Annotated in this window: 10 protein-coding genes and 1 pseudogene; 7 read left to right on the top strand and 4 right to left on the bottom strand. The window is 70.1% G+C overall.

Features of this window, described 5'->3' with window-relative positions; all coding sequences use genetic code 11:
- Positions 1 to 70: 70 nt before the first annotated feature.
- Positions 71 to 895: a Fic family protein gene (locus IEZ19_RS30860; protein ID WP_189314613.1), complete on the bottom strand. Its 825-nt coding sequence runs from the start codon at positions 893 to 895 to the stop codon at positions 71 to 73.
- Between the two features lie 99 nt (positions 896 to 994).
- Here IEZ19_RS30860 and IEZ19_RS30855 point away from each other — a divergent pair, with 99 nt between their 5' ends.
- Positions 995 to 1975, top strand: coding sequence for an ATP-binding protein (locus IEZ19_RS30855; protein ID WP_229841069.1), 981 nt, complete (start codon positions 995 to 997; stop codon positions 1973 to 1975).
- A 4-nt stretch (positions 1976 to 1979) separates the two neighbouring features.
- Here IEZ19_RS30855 and IEZ19_RS30850 read toward each other — a convergent pair whose 3' ends face one another.
- Positions 1980 to 3245 carry a polysaccharide deacetylase family protein gene (locus IEZ19_RS30850; RefSeq protein ID WP_189314611.1) on the bottom strand — a complete coding sequence of 422 codons (1266 nt, stop codon included), beginning with the start codon at positions 3243 to 3245 and terminating at the stop codon, positions 1980 to 1982.
- Positions 3246 to 3582: 337 nt separating this feature from the next.
- Here IEZ19_RS30850 and IEZ19_RS30845 point away from each other — a divergent pair.
- From IEZ19_RS30845 to IEZ19_RS51220, 6 genes and pseudogenes are all read left to right on the top strand, one after another.
- Positions 3583 to 6053 (top strand): annotated as a pseudogene (locus IEZ19_RS30845) (bifunctional SulP family inorganic anion transporter/carbonic anhydrase).
- 608 nt (positions 6054 to 6661) lie between these two features.
- Positions 6662 to 8617 (top strand): acetate--CoA ligase, encoded by a 1956-nt coding sequence (gene acs / locus IEZ19_RS30840; protein ID WP_189314610.1) that lies wholly within the window; start codon positions 6662 to 6664, stop codon positions 8615 to 8617.
- A 204-nt stretch (positions 8618 to 8821) separates the two neighbouring features.
- Positions 8822 to 10252 carry a Na+/H+ antiporter NhaA gene (gene nhaA, locus IEZ19_RS30835; RefSeq protein WP_189314609.1) on the top strand — a complete coding sequence of 477 codons (1431 nt, stop codon included), beginning with the start codon at positions 8822 to 8824 and terminating at the stop codon, positions 10250 to 10252.
- 88 nt (positions 10253 to 10340) lie between these two features.
- Positions 10341 to 10829: a phage holin family protein gene (locus tag IEZ19_RS30830; protein ID WP_189314608.1), complete on the top strand. Its 489-nt coding sequence runs from the start codon at positions 10341 to 10343 to the stop codon at positions 10827 to 10829.
- Positions 10826 to 11749, top strand: coding sequence for an alpha/beta fold hydrolase (locus IEZ19_RS30825; protein WP_189314607.1), 924 nt, complete (start codon positions 10826 to 10828; stop codon positions 11747 to 11749). Before IEZ19_RS30830 ends, IEZ19_RS30825 begins: the two co-directional genes overlap by 4 nt.
- Positions 11750 to 11855: 106 nt before the next feature.
- Positions 11856 to 12035, top strand: coding sequence for a hypothetical protein (locus tag IEZ19_RS51220; protein ID WP_229841064.1), 180 nt, complete (start codon positions 11856 to 11858; stop codon positions 12033 to 12035).
- A gap of 5 nt (positions 12036 to 12040) precedes the next feature.
- Here IEZ19_RS51220 and IEZ19_RS30820 read toward each other — a convergent pair whose 3' ends face one another.
- Both IEZ19_RS30820 and IEZ19_RS30815 read right to left on the bottom strand, forming a co-directional pair.
- Positions 12041 to 13240, bottom strand: coding sequence for a MarP family serine protease (locus IEZ19_RS30820; RefSeq protein ID WP_189314606.1), 1200 nt, complete (start codon positions 13238 to 13240; stop codon positions 12041 to 12043).
- A 120-nt stretch (positions 13241 to 13360) separates the two neighbouring features.
- Positions 13361 to 14056: an NUDIX hydrolase gene (locus tag IEZ19_RS30815; RefSeq protein ID WP_189314605.1), complete on the bottom strand. Its 696-nt coding sequence runs from the start codon at positions 14054 to 14056 to the stop codon at positions 13361 to 13363.
- Positions 14057 to 14124 lie beyond the last annotated feature (68 nt).

The following is a 14124-nucleotide window of genomic DNA, read 5'->3' as shown; positions in this document are numbered from 1 at the left end:
CGCTTGGTAACCCGGTGAACATGCCAGCGGCGGTACGAATCCTCGTACCGCCGCAACCCTGTCGGGACCGTCAGGCCGCACCCCGCTGCAGCGCCTCGCACACCGCCGTCGACTCGCGCGCACCCAGTTCGACAGCCCTGCCGCAGTGGGCGATCCAGGCCCCCATGCCCTCCGGAGTGCCGGACGCATAGCCGTCGAGGGCCGTCAGATATGCCGCGCGGCCCAGTTCGGCGTGCCCCACCTCGGCCGGGCAGACCGACTTCGGGTCGAGGCCGCTGCCGACCAGGACGATCCGAGCGGCCGCGCGCGCGACGAGGCCGTTGTGGGAGGCGAAGGGGCGCAGCGCGAGCAGCTCGCCGTGCACGACGGCCGCCGCCACCAGTGCAGGCGCGGAACTCCCCGCGATGATCAGCTGCGACAGGCCCTCCAGCCGGCCGGACACCTCGTCGGCCTCCGGCAGCGGCAGCTCCACGAAGGGCTCGTCGACCCGTTCGCCGGAACGCCGTGGCCGGCCGACCTCGTCCTCGTCGCTCGCGGCGGCCACCAGGTGCAGCCGGGCCAGCACCCGCAGCGGCGACTGCCGCCAGATGGAAAGCAGTTGGCCCGCTTCTGCGGTCAGCCGCAGGGCGGCACCCATGACGCGCGCCTCGTCATCGACGCTGAAGTCGGTGCGCCGCCGCACCTCCTCCAGGGCCCAGTCGGCGCCGGACAGCGCGGCGGAGCCCCGGGCGCCACGCAGGGCCGCCTCGGAGGTGATCTCGTTGCTGCGCCGCCGCATGATCCGGTGCCCGTAGACCCGGTCCACAGCCTTGCGCACGGATTCCACGGAGTCGGCCACACCGGGCAACAAGCCCAGGGCGGCGAGCGGATCGGCGGTCGCGCCTGTCGTACTCATGAGTACGACCCTACGCACCTCGCGGCCCCACCCCACGAAGGAGTGGTCTTCTTCACTTCACTGACACGTACGGCAATCATGCGACTACTCTTCGTGAACATGAAAATTGCTTTCGTCGGAAAGGGCGGCAGCGGCAAGACCACGCTCTCCTCCCTCTTCATCCGCCATCTCGCGGCCGCCGGCGCGGCGGTCGTCGCCATCGACGCCGACATCAACCAGCACCTGGGCGCGGCCCTCGGGCTGGACGACGCGCAGGCGGCCGCGCTGCCCGCGATGGGCGAGCGGCTGTCGCTGATCAAGGACTACCTGCGCGGCTCCAACCCGCGCATCTCCTCGGCCGCAACGATGATCAAGACGACCCCGCCCGGCGAGGGCTCGCGTCTGGTCGGGGTGCGGGAGCCCAATCCGGTGTACGACGCCTGCGCGCGGCCGGTGGAACTCGACGGCGGCGCCGTCCGTTTGATGGTCACCGGGCCCTTCACGGACGCCGACCTGGGGGTCGCCTGCTACCACTCCAAGACGGGAGCGGTGGAGCTGTTCCTGAACCACCTCGTCGACACCCGCGACGAGTACGTGGTGGTCGACATGACCGCGGGCTCGGACTCGTTCGCCTCTGGCCTGTTCACCCGCTTCGACATCACGTTCCTCGTCGCCGAGCCGACCCGGAAGGGGGTCTCCGTCTATCGCCAGTACAAGGAGTACGCCAGTGACTTCGGGGTCGTCCTCAAGGTCGTCGGCAACAAGGTGCAGGGGCAGGACGACATCGACTTCCTCCGCGCGGAGGTCGGGGAGGACCTGCTCCTGACGGTCGGGCAATCGGACTGGGTGCGCTCCATGGAGAAGGGCAGGCCACCGCGGTTCGAGCTCCTGGAGGACGCCAACCGCCGTGCCCTGCGGCTGCTACGGGTCGCCGCCGACGCGACGTACGAGCTGCGCGACTGGGAGCGCTACACGCGCCAGATGGTGCACTTCCATCTGAGGAACGCCGAGGCCTGGGGCAACGAACGCACCGGGGCCGACCTGGCGGCGCAGGTCGACCCCGCATTCGTCCTCGGCGAAGGCGTCGCTGCCCCCGTCTGACCGGCTACCGCCTGACGGCCGGCGCCCCCGGCACCCCCTTCGGGGCCGGGGCAGGACGTCCAGACAGGAAGGACGCCCAGCCCTGCTTGGGTGCCTCGCCGACCTCCAGGGTGCGCAGCTTGGCCAGGGTCTGCGGGTCCTGGGCGTCCAGCCAGTCGGCGAGCTGGTGGAAGGACACGCAGCGCACCTCGGGCTTGTTGCACACCTGCTGGACGACCTCCTCGATGGCACGCATATAGGTGCCGCCGTTCCAGGACTCGAAGTGGTTGCCGATGACCAGCGGGGCGCGGTTGCCGTCGTATGCCCGTTGGAAGCCCTTGAGCAGGCCGTCCCGCATCTGGTCGCCCCAGTAGCCGTACTTGTCGGGGTCGCCCTGGGTCGAGGTACCGGACTGGCTGACCATGAAGTTGTAGTCCATGGTCAGCTGTTCATAGGTGTGCCCGGGGAAGGGCACGAGCTGCATCGACAGGTCCCACAGGCCCTCCTTCTTCTTGGGCCAGACCTGGTTGTCGACGCCGCTGGTGTCATAGCGGAAGCCCAGTTCGCTGGCCGCCTTCATGAAGTTCTTCTGCCCCTCCAGGCAGGGGGTACGGGCGCCGATGAGCTCCTTGTCGTAGTCGAAGGGCAGCGGTGCCTCCTTCGTCAGGCCGGTGTTGGTCTTCCAGCTCTTCACGAACTGCTTGGCCTGGGCGATCTCGCTCTTCCAGTCCTCCACCGACCACTGGCCGACGCCGCCGTCGGTGCCGCAGAAGTGGCCGTTGAAGTGGGTGCCGACCTCATTGCCCTCCAGCCAGGCCAGCCGGAGCTGCTTGACGGTGTCGGTGATGCCCTTCTCGTCGTTGAAGCCGATCTCGGAGCGGCCCGGTGAGTGCTGCGGGGGGTGGTAGAGGTCGCGCTTCTCCTCCGGCAGCATGTAGAGGCCGCTGAGGAAGAACGTCATGTTCCCGTTGTTGTCCTTGGCGACCTTGCGGAAGTGGGAGAACAGCTTCTGGCTGTCCTCGCCCGAGCCGTCCCACGAGAACACCACGAACTGCGGGGGCTTCTGGCCGGGCTTGAGCCGCTCCGGACGGGGCAGGTGCGGCTGCGCCCCGGTGTACGCGGTGGAACCGTCACCGATCAGACGGACCACGCTCTTGGGCGCCGGCGCTCCATTCTGCGGGCCTGACGCTCTTTTCTCGGAACCACTGGAGCCGGTCGCACAACCGGCGAGCGACGCGGCACAGGCCGCGGCGACCATGGCGCCCACGGCGATCCTCTGGGTGGCGGCCATGTTCCGCCCACCTTCTTCCTTCTCTCAGGCAAACGCTGACGAGGGCGTTTTCTGGTGATGTGCCGGTTTGTGCCGACAGCGCCGCCAAGGTCGCATGTGACCGAGAAGGAGTTATTACGACAAGCCGATGAAATGGTCACTTCATCCCAGTGAGTGAATTAGTGCCCCATTTGCCCCTATAGCCCAAGCTTGGCCTTTACTCTGCATTACGATTCATTTACCGAGCGTTGATTCATCCCGCCGCTGCACGTCGTGACCCACGGCCGCGCCCACAACCCCGTCGCCGACGGGGGACCACTGCTACCGCGACCGCGCCGCCCCGGAGGAGACGGGAAACTTGTCAGCCTGCGTCCACACCCGATCCCAAGCCCTCGGGCTCATCCGAGCCGTCGGGCTCCGCACCACCAACCCGACCCGTACGAAACGAACCCACCCCCCGCACAGTCCGCCCCCCACACCGCCCCGACGCCTCCGGGAGATCGCGAGCGCCGACGTATCCGCCGCGATCGCCGTCTTCCTGATCGCTCTGCCGCTGTCCCTCGGCATCGCCCTCGCCACCGGCGCCCCGCTCCAGGCAGGCCTGGTCGCCACGGCCGTCGGCGGGCTCGTCGCCGGGCGCCTCGGCGGCTGCCCACTCCAGGTCAGCGGCCCCGCCGCGGGCCTCACGGTCGTCACCGCCGACTTGATCCACCAGTACGGGTGGCGTACGACGTGCGCCATCACCGTCCTCGCCGGCCTTGCCCAACTCGGCCTGGGCTGCCTGCGCGTGGCCCGCTCCGCCCTCGCAGTCAGCCCCGCCGTCGTGCACGGCATGCTCGCCGGCATCGGCGTCACCATCGCCGTCGCCCAGCTGCACATCGTCCTCGGCGGCACTCCGCAGAGCTCCGTCCTCGACAACGCCCTCGCACTGCCCGCCCAGTTGGCCGCCCTTCATCCAGGGGCGGTGTCGACGAGCGCGCTGACCGTGCTCGTGCTGCTGGCCTGGCCGCGCATCCCAGGGCATTCCGGTCGTGCCGCACGCAAGATCCCGGCCGCCCTGGTCGCCGTCGCCACGGCCACCGCCATCACCTCGTTCGCCGGTCTGCGCCTGGCCCGCGTCGATCTGCCCTCGTGGTCCAACCACGCTCTTCCGCAGCTGCCCGAGGGCCCGGTGCTGGGCATCGCGGCGGCCGTCCTGACCATCACTCTGGTCGCGGGCGTGGAGTCGCTGCTGTCCGCCGTCGCCGTCGACAAGCTGACGGCCGCCCGCGGCGGACCGCCGGTTCCTCGCTCGGACCTGGACCGGGAACTGCGCGGGCAGGGCCTCGCCAACATCGTGTCCGGAGCACTCGGCGGACTGCCCGTCACCGGGGTCGCGGTGCGCAGCGCGGCGAATGTGCAATCCGGTGCCGTGAGCCGGAACTCCGCGATGCTGCACGGCGTTCTCGTAGTAGTCGCCGCGCTGCTGATGGTCCCGATCCTGGATCTCATCCCGCTCGCCTCACTCGCCGCCCTGGTGATGGCCGTCGGCATCCAGATGGTGTCCCTGCACCACATCCGCACGGTGACTCGCCACAGAGAAGTGCTGGTGTACGCCGTCACCACACTCGGCGTGGTGTTCCTCGGCGTCCTCGAGGGCGTGGCGCTCGGTGTCGCCGTGGCCGTCGGCGTCGCTCTGAACCGCCTCGCCCGCACCCGTATCACGCACAAAGAGAAGGAAGGAGTCCATCACGTCCATGTAAGAGGCCAGTTGACGTTCCTCGCCGTGCCCCGCCTCAGCCGGTCCCTGCATCTCGTACCCCAAGGCGCCCACGTCGTCGTGGAGTTTGACGGTTCGTTCATGGACCACGCGGCGTACGAGTCACTGCAGGACTGGCGCACCGCGCACACCAAGCAGGGCGGCACCGTCGAGCTGACCGGCTGCCGAACCGGGCTGCGGACCAGCGAGCCGACAGCTTCGACCGAGTGCCGCTGCCGACCTTGGACACCGTGGCGCAACCACCAGTGCGACATGCCGCCCGGCGGTCGGCCTGGGGGCGGTACGACCGGGCAACCGGAGCCTGGCAGTGCCGAACGCCTGGACGGTCCGCGCGACACCGGCGCCGGCATCAGCACCGACACCAATGCCGAACCCACTGCCGCTGCCGCAGCGGCAGTCAGGAACTCGCCCGTGGCATCAGCGCGTTCCAGCGCAACACCGCGCCCTTGGTACGGGGTGAGCTGGCGCGGCTGGCGCGGGAGGGGCAGCGGCCGTCGCAGCTGTTCCTCACCTGCGCCGACTCACGCCTCGTCACGTCGATGATCACCTCCAGCGGTCCCGGTGACCTGTTCGTCGTCCGCAATGTCGGCAACCTGGTGCCGCTGCCGGGCGAGGAGAGTGGGGACGACTCGGTGGCCGCCGCGATCGAGTACGCGGTGGACGTGCTGAAGGTGCGGTCCATCACGGTGTGCGGGCACTCCGGATGCGGGGCCATGCAGGCGCTGCTCAACTCCGCGCCCCAGGAGGGGCGGACGCCCCTCGAGCGGTGGCTGCGGCACGGGCTGCCGAGCCTGGAGCGGTTGGCCGGCGACAGCGGCTCCTGGGCACGGCTGGCCGGTCGGGCTGCCGCCGACACGGTGGAGCAGCTCTGTCTGACCAACGTGGTCCAGCAGTTGGCACACCTGCGCGCCCACGGCTCGGTGGCGCGGGCGCAGGCGGAGGGTGCGCTGGAGCTGCACGGGATGTACTTCCACGTGGGCGAGGCGCAGGCGTATCTGCTCGCCGGAGCGGACGAGGACAAGGTGTTCGAGCACGTGACGGGCACGGAGGAGGTACCGAGCCCGGCCTGAGGTGGGCCCGACCCGACGCGAGCCCCGCCTGAGACGAGCCCGGCTTGTGGCGAGCCTTGCGGGGAAGTGGACGTCGGGCGTGCGGCAGGTGGGCCCTACGGCCGGTGGGCGTGCTGTCAGTGGGCCGGCGGGCGACCTGTCGATCGGCCCCGCGTGCGGTCGGGGGCCTTGCGGCTGCCGACGGGCGTGCGGTCGACGGGCCGGCCTACCGTCGGGGGACCTTGCGGCTGCCGACGGCACGTACGGTCCTTGGGGTGCGGTTGCCCAGCGGCTGGCGGCCGCGCCGAGCCCCCGCCCCCGCCCCCGCCCCTGCGCAAATGGGCCGGTGTCCGCGACACGCCGGGCGGCGCGGCGGTGTGTCCGTGTGGCGCCGGTAGAACTCTTCGGAGAGCCGGGGTCGCCCGCCGCCGAACACGAGACGCCGTGCCCTCGTGCCGGTGGGCCTCGTCACAGGGCTGAACTCGGGTTGCGTGGCGTCCGTGGGTACAGGTGGCCCCGATCACGCAAAGAGGTCTAAACCAATTTCGGGTCGGCCCTTGTCATCGGGCCCCCGGGTCTGATGAGCTGTGGCCTGGGACACAACGGACACCCTTCGAAAGGGAGATGTCGTGAGCAACGAAAGCCTGGCCAACCTGCTCAAGGAAGAGCGCAGGTTCGCGCCCCCCGCCGAGCTGGCCGCGAACGCCAACGTCACGGCAGAGGCGTATGAACAGGCCAAGGCTGACAGGCTCGGCTTCTGGGCCGAGCAGGCCCGCCGCCTGACCTGGGCCACCGAGCCCACCGAGACGCTGGACTGGTCGAACCCGCCGTTCGCCAAGTGGTTCAAGGACGGCACACTGAACGTCGCCTACAACTGCGTGGACCGGCATGTCGAGGCGGGACTCGGCGAGCGGGTGGCCATCCACTTCGAGGGCGAGCCCGGCGACAGCCGCGCGATCACTTACGCCGAGCTGAAGGACGAGGTCTCGCGCGCCGCGAACGCCCTGCTCGAGCTGGGAGTGCGGACCGGTGACCGGGTCGCGATCTACATGCCGATGATCCCCGAGACCGCGATCGCGATGCTGGCCTGTGCCCGGATCGGTGCCGCGCACTCGGTGGTCTTCGGCGGCTTCTCGGCGGACGCGCTCGCGACCCGTATCCAGGACGCCGACGCCAAGGTCGTCATCACCTCCGACGGCGGCTGGCGGCGCGGCAAGCCGTCCGCGCTCAAGCCGGCCGTGGACGAGGCGATCGCGCGCGTGGACAACGTGGAGCACGTGCTCGTCGTCCGCCGCACGGGCCAGGACGTCGCCTGGAACGACGAGCGGGACGTGTGGTGGCACGAGATCCTGGAGCGGCAGTCCGCCGAGCACACGCCGGAGGCGTTCGAGGCGGAGCACCCGCTGTTCATCCTCTACACGTCGGGTACGACGGGTAAGCCGAAGGGCATCCTGCACACCTCGGGCGGCTATCTCACCCAGGTGGCGTACACCCACCACGCGGTCTTCGACCTCAAGCCGGAGACGGACGTCTACTGGTGCACGGCCGACGTCGGCTGGGTGACCGGCCACTCGTACATCGTGTACGGGCCGCTGGCCAACGGCGCGACCCAGGTCATGTACGAGGGCACGCCGGACACCCCGCACCAGGGCCGCTTCTGGGAGATCGTGCAGAAGTACGGCGTCACGATCCTCTACACGGCGCCGACCGCGATCCGTACGTTCATGAAGTGGGGCGACGACGTCCCCGCGAAGTTCGACCTGTCCAGCCTGCGCGTGCTGGGGTCCGTGGGTGAGCCGATCAACCCCGAGGCGTGGATCTGGTACCGCAAGCACATCGGTGCCGACAAGACCCCCATCGTCGACACCTGGTGGCAGACCGAGACCGGCGCGATGATGATCTCGCCGCTGCCCGGTGTGACCGAGACCAAGCCCGGCTCCGCCCAGCGGCCGCTGCCCGGTATCTCCGCGACCGTCGTCGACGACGAGGCGAACGAGGTGCCCAACGGTGGCGGTGGCTACCTCGTGCTGACCGAGCCGTGGCCGTCGATGCTCCGCACCATCTGGGGCGACGACCAGCGGTTCATCGACACGTACTGGTCGCGCTTCGAGGACAAGTACTTCGCCGGTGACGGGGCGAAGAAGGACGACGACGGCGACATCTGGCTCCTCGGCCGCGTCGACGACGTCATGCTCGTCTCCGGGCACAACATCTCCACCACCGAGGTCGAGTCGGCCCTGGTGTCCCACCCGTCCGTCGCCGAGGCGGCCGTGGTCGGCGCCGCGGACGAAACGACCGGACAGGCCATCGTCGCCTTCGTCATCCTGCGCGGTAACGCCTCGGAGGACGCGGACCTCGTCGCCGAGCTGCGCGACCACGTCGGCGCCACGCTCGGCCCGATCGCCAAGCCGAAGCGGATCCTGCCGGTGGCGGAGCTGCCGAAGACCCGCTCCGGCAAGATCATGCGCCGTCTGCTGCGCGACGTCGCCGAGAACCGCCAGCTCGGTGACGTGACCACACTGACGGACTCGGCGGTCATGGACCTCATCCAGACGAAGCTCCCGGCGGCGCCGAGCGAGGACTGAGTCCCGGCTGGTTCCGGCTCTTCAGGGGTGTCCCGCGACAGCGGGGCACCCCCTTTTGCACATAACGTGGAAAGCGCCCGAAAAACACCGACCGCACCTTAGGTAAACTAAGCAAAGCATCACAACGCGACAAGCTCCACAAGGTGCGCCGGGAAGTCTGGTCGGCATGTGCTCGTCCCTGCCCACCGACCGGAGGTCTCCCCCGTGACCGCGCCCACCACCCGCCGTAAGATCTTCGGCCGTCTGTCGCTGCCCGAGCGGACCTTCGTCGCCGACGCGCTGCGTACCGAGACCGTCGGCGGTGTGCTGCTGCTGATCGCCGCGGTCATGGCCCTGATCTGGGCGAACATCCCCGTCCTGCACGACAGCTACGAGAGCGTGGCCCACTTCCATCTGGGCCCCTCGGCCCTGGGCCTCAGCCTCTCCATCGAGCACTGGGCCGCCGACGGACTGCTGGCGATCTTCTTCTTCGTCGCCGGGATCGAGCTCAAACGGGAACTCGTCGCCGGTGACCTGCGCGACCCCAGGGCGGCCGTCCTGCCGGTGGTCGCCGCGCTGTGCGGAATGGCCGTACCAGCACTCGTCTACACCCTCACCAACCTCACCGGCGGCGGCTCGACCGAGGGCTGGGCGGTGCCGACCGCCACCGACATCGCCTTCGCGCTGGCCGTGCTCGCGGTCATCGGTACGTCTCTGCCGAGTGCCCTGCGCGCGTTCCTGCTGACACTCGCGGTCGTCGACGACCTCTTCGCGATCCTCATCATCGCGATCTTCTTCACGGACCGGATCGACTTCGCCGCACTCGGCTGCGCCGTCGCCGGACTCGTCGTCTTCTGGCTGTTGCTGCGCAAGGGGGTGCGCGGCTGGTACGTGTACGTCCCGCTCGCCCTCGTGATCTGGGCGCTGATGTACAACAGCGGCGTCCACGCAACCATCGCGGGCGTCGCGATGGGTCTGATGCTGCGCTGCACCACCCACAAGGGTGAGGAGCACTCCCCCGGTGAGCACATCGAGCATCTGGTGCGCCCCCTGTCGGCGGGGCTGGCCGTCCCCCTGTTCGCACTGTTCAGCGCGGGTGTCGTGGTGTCGGGCGGGGCGCTGCGGGACGTGTTCACCCAGCCGGAGACGCTCGGTGTGGTGCTCGGACTGGTCGTCGGCAAGGCGGTCGGCATCTTCGGCGGCACCTGGCTGACCGTCCGCTTCACCCGTGCCTCGCTCAGCGAGGACCTGGCCTGGGCCGACGTCTTCGCGGTCGCCATCCTCGCCGGCATCGGGTTCACCGTCTCCCTGCTCATCGACGAACTCGCCTTCGCGGGTGACGCGGTGCTGACGGACGAGGTCAAGGCCGCTGTACTCGCCGGGTCGCTGATCGCGGCCGTGTGCGCGACGGTGCTGCTGAAGCTGCGCAACGCCAAGTACCGCCGGATGTGCGAGGACGAGGAGCGCGACGAGGACCGGGACGGCATCCCGGACATCTACGAGGAGGACGACCCGGCGTACCACTTGCGCATGGCGGAGATCCACGAACGGAAGGCCGCCGAGCACCGGCGCATCGCCGCCGAGCGGGCCGCGGCACGCCGCGGGCTTGCCGAAGTGCCGGGCGGGGCAGGCGAGGACGACGACCGTCCGGCATGATCTGACGAGACGGTACAAAAGACGGGACCGTACGCAGTCCGGCAGAAGACGGAACCGTACGCGACGTACGCAGAAGAGGGAGACCGCGATGAGCGCACCCGACGGCAGCCCGGTCGGCGCCGAACGCAGCATCGGCCAGCTGTTCGCCTCCGCGACGACCGAGATGTCGGCGCTGGTGCACGACGAGATCGCGCTGGCCAAGGCCCAGCTCAAGCAGGATGTCAAGCGCGGTGTGGCGAGCGGCGGCGCGTTCACGGTGGCCGCCGTGCTCCTGCTGTTCTCGCTGCCGATGCTCAACTTCGCGCTTGCGTACGGCATTCGGACCTGGAGCCACTGGAACCTCGCGATCTGCTTCCTGCTGTCCTTCGCGGCCAACGTGCTCGTCGCGGCCGTCCTCGCGCTGATCGGCCTGGTCTTCGCGAAGAAGACCAAGAAGAGCCAGGGCCCGCAGAAGGTCGCGGCGTCCATGAAGGAGACGGCGGGCGTCCTGCAGAACGCCAAGCCGCACCCGCGGCCCGAGCTTCCGCAGGATCGGGTACCCGAGGCCATCGAGGCTGTGGCACGCTCGGCGTCATGACGGATCCCGCCGCCGCCTCGGCGGTACGCGCCGAAGGCCCCTGGACCCACCGGGACGTCGCCGCCAACGGCGCGCGCTTCCACATCACGGAGCTGGGCGACGGCCCGCTGGTGCTCCTGCTGCACGGCTTCCCCCAGTTCTGGTGGACGTGGCGGAACCAGCTGACCGCGCTCGCCGACGCGGGCTTCCGGGCCGTGGCGATGGACCTGCGGGGCGTGGGCGGCAGCGACCGCACACCGCGCGGGTACGACCCCGCGAACCTCGCCCTCGACGTCACCGGTGTGATCCGCTCGCTGGGCGAGCCGGATGCCGCGCTCGTCGGCCACGATCTGGGCGGCTATCTGGCGTGGACGGCGGCCGCGATGCGCCCGAAGCTCGTACGCCGGCTGGCGGTCTTGTCGATGCCGCACCCCCGGCGCTGGCGCGCGGCGATGCTGCGCGATCCCCGGCAGAGTGCCGCGAGTTCCTACATCTGGGGCTTCCAGCGGCCGTGGATCCCCGAGCGGCAACTGACGGCGGACGGCGGCGCGCTCGTGGGCCGGCTGATCCGGGAGTGGTCCGGGCCGCGGCCGCCCGACGACGCGGCGGTGGAGACGTACCGCCGGGCCATGTGCATCCCTTCGACGGCGCACTGTGCGATCGAGCCGTACCGCTGGCTGGTGCGTTCGCTCGCCCGTCCGGACGGCATCCAGTTCAACCGCCGGATGAAGCGTCCGGTGCGGGTGCCGACGCTTCATCTGCACGGCTCCCTGGACCCGGTGCAGCGCATGCGCAGCGCGGCCGGTTCGGGCGAGTACGTCGAAGCCCCGTACCGCTGGCGCCTGTTCGACGGTCTCGGCCACTTCCCCCACGAAGAGGACCCGGCCGCGTTCTCCACCGAACTCATCAACTGGCTCAAGGACCCCGAGCCCGATCGGTGACCGGTTCCGGACGTGTGTCCTACGAACAGCCACATGCCTGGCGCATAGGCCGATTGAGGGGTCCCGGGGCGGTTATCGACCTTGGGGCAAGGGCAGACGTCGGGGTATGGGCTGGACGCACGACTACAGTGACGCACCCCGCAACCGCCGCTCGTCCGGCGGTCTGAGCTCCCACCAGCGAGGCACCCCGCAGGCGCCTGGCTCGGACCTCAGGGTGGGGATTCCGCGCATCCTGCGCCGCCGGGCCCGCTGGGTCTCGGTACGCCTGCGCCACCCGCGCGGCTGACGGCCCTACAGGGCGCAGCTGTCGGTCCCGACCTGCTCGTTCGCCGTGCGCCCCTTGGCGATGTCCTGCTGGATCTCGTCCGCCGTGAGCGCGTAGCCGGTGTCGGCGTCGTCGAGGGACTTCGCGAAGACCACGCCGTAGACCTTGCCGTCGGGCGTGAGCAGCGGGCCGCCGGAGTTGCCCTGGCGGACGGTCGCGAACAGCGAGTAGACGTCACGGCGGACCGTACCGCGGTGGTAGATGTCGGGGCCGTTGGCCGTGATGCGCCCGCGCACCCGGGCGGCGCGGACGTCGTACGACCCGTTCTCCGGGAAGCCCGCGACGATCGCGCTGTCGCCGCTCGCCGCGTCCTTCGCCGAGAACTGCAGGGCCCGCGCCTTCAGGTCGGGTACGTCGAGGACGGCGATGTCGCGCCGCCAGTCGTAGAGGACGACCTTGGCGTCGTACTTGCGGCCCTCGCCGCCTATCTGCACGGTGGGCTCGTCGACGCCGCCCACGACGTGCGCGTTGGTCATCACGCGGCGGTCGGCGAAGACGAAGCCGGTGCCCTCCAGGACCTTGCCGCAGCTCTGTGCCGTGCCCATGACCTTGACGATGGACCGCTGGGAGCGGACCGCCACGGCGCTGCCCGCGAGAGCCGGGTCGGGCGGCTGCACATCGGTGATCGGCTCGTTGGAGAACGGGCTGAAGACCTGCGGGAAGCCGTTCTGCGCGAGGACCGAGGAGAAGTCCGCGAACCAGATGTCGGCCTGGTTCGGCAGCGCCCGCGAGACGCCCTGCAGCACCGAGGAGCTGCGGACCTCCTTGCCGAGCGTCGGCAGCGTCGTCCCGGCCAGGGCCGAGCCGATCAGCCAGGCGACCAGCAGCATCGCCACGACGTTGACGAGGGCGCCGCCGGTGGCGTCCAGAGCCCGGGCCGGGGACCACGTGATGTAGCGGCGCAGCTTGTTGCCGAGGTGGGTGGTCAGGGCCTGGCCGACGGAGGCGCAGACGATGACGACGACCACGGCGACGACGGCGGCGGTCGTGCTGACCTCCGCATTGTCGGTGAGGGCGTCCCAGATGACGGGCAGCACGTACACAGCGACCAGACCGCCGCCCAGGAAGCCGATCACCGACAGGATGCCGACGACGAACCCCTGGCGATAACCCACGATCGCGAACCACACGGCTGCGAGCAGCAACAGGATGTCCAGCACGTTCACCGCTTCAGGCCTCGCCTCATCGAACTCCGATCCCGTCGGCCCCGTCGGGGGGCCGGTCCGCCGCGCGGCGGCGACGGGACAGAGCGTCCCCCGGGAAGACACAACACGGACGCCACCCTGTCATGCACGCCAGTCGAGTGAGACCTGGTTCTCCCGGTCCCAGGGGCGCTCCCAGCCCGCGTAGTGCAGCAGGCGGTCGATGATGCCCGCCGTGAAACCCCACACAAGGGCCGATTCGACCAGAAATGCCGGACCTTGGTGGCCGCTGGGGTGGATGGTCGTGGCTCTGTTGGCCGGGTTCGTGAGATCCGCCACGGGGACGGTGAAGACCCGGGCGGTCTCGTTCGGGTCGACCACGCCGACCGGGCTGGGCTCGCACCACCAGCCGAGCACGGGCGTGACGACGAAGCCGCTGACCGGGATGTACAGCTTGGGCAGCACGCCGAAGAGCTGGACGCCGGCAGGGTCGAGCCCCGTCTCCTCCTCGGCCTCGCGGAGAGCGGCCCGCAGCGGCCCGTCGGCCGTCGGGTCGCCGTCCTCGGGGTCGAGGGCGCCACCGGGGAAGGACGGCTGGCCGGCGTGGGAGCGCAGGGAACTCGCCCGCTCCATCAGCAGCAGCTCGGGGCCGCGCTGACCGTCGCCGAACAGGATGAGCACGGCGGACTGCCGGCCCGCCCCGTCCTCGGGCGGCAGGAAGCGGCTGAGCTGCAGCGGCTCGACCGTCTCCACCGCGTGCACCACCGGGTCGAGCCAGCCCGGCAGGCCCTCCTTGCTGACCGTCACCGGGCCGTCCTGCGTGTTGCTCCTGTGCGCCATGGCCACCCCCGTTCTGCCGATTCCAACGTCCCGCGGGTCCGCGATCGTTCCAGCCGGTCAACCCAGGT

The organism is Streptomyces brasiliensis (assembly GCF_014647875.1).
Classification (GTDB): Bacteria; Actinomycetota; Actinomycetes; order Streptomycetales; family Streptomycetaceae; genus Streptomyces; species Streptomyces brasiliensis.
This window is presented reverse-complemented; position numbering and strand designations above follow the sequence as displayed.

Coding starts and splice junctions, on each gene's coding strand:
- IEZ19_RS30860 (WP_189314613.1), bottom strand. CDS start 895: ATGAGTACGACAGGCGCGACCGCCGATCCGCTCGCCGCCCTGGGCTTG.
- IEZ19_RS30855 (WP_229841069.1), top strand. CDS start 995: ATGAAAATTGCTTTCGTCGGAAAGGGCGGCAGCGGCAAGACCACGCTC.
- IEZ19_RS30850 (WP_189314611.1), bottom strand. CDS start 3,245: ATGGCCGCCACCCAGAGGATCGCCGTGGGCGCCATGGTCGCCGCGGCC.
- IEZ19_RS30830 (WP_189314608.1), top strand. CDS start 10,341: ATGAGCGCACCCGACGGCAGCCCGGTCGGCGCCGAACGCAGCATCGGC.
- IEZ19_RS30825 (WP_189314607.1), top strand. CDS start 10,826: ATGACGGATCCCGCCGCCGCCTCGGCGGTACGCGCCGAAGGCCCCTGG.
- IEZ19_RS51220 (WP_229841064.1), top strand. CDS start 11,856: ATGGGCTGGACGCACGACTACAGTGACGCACCCCGCAACCGCCGCTCG.
- IEZ19_RS30815 (WP_189314605.1), bottom strand. CDS start 14,056: ATGGCGCACAGGAGCAACACGCAGGACGGCCCGGTGACGGTCAGCAAG.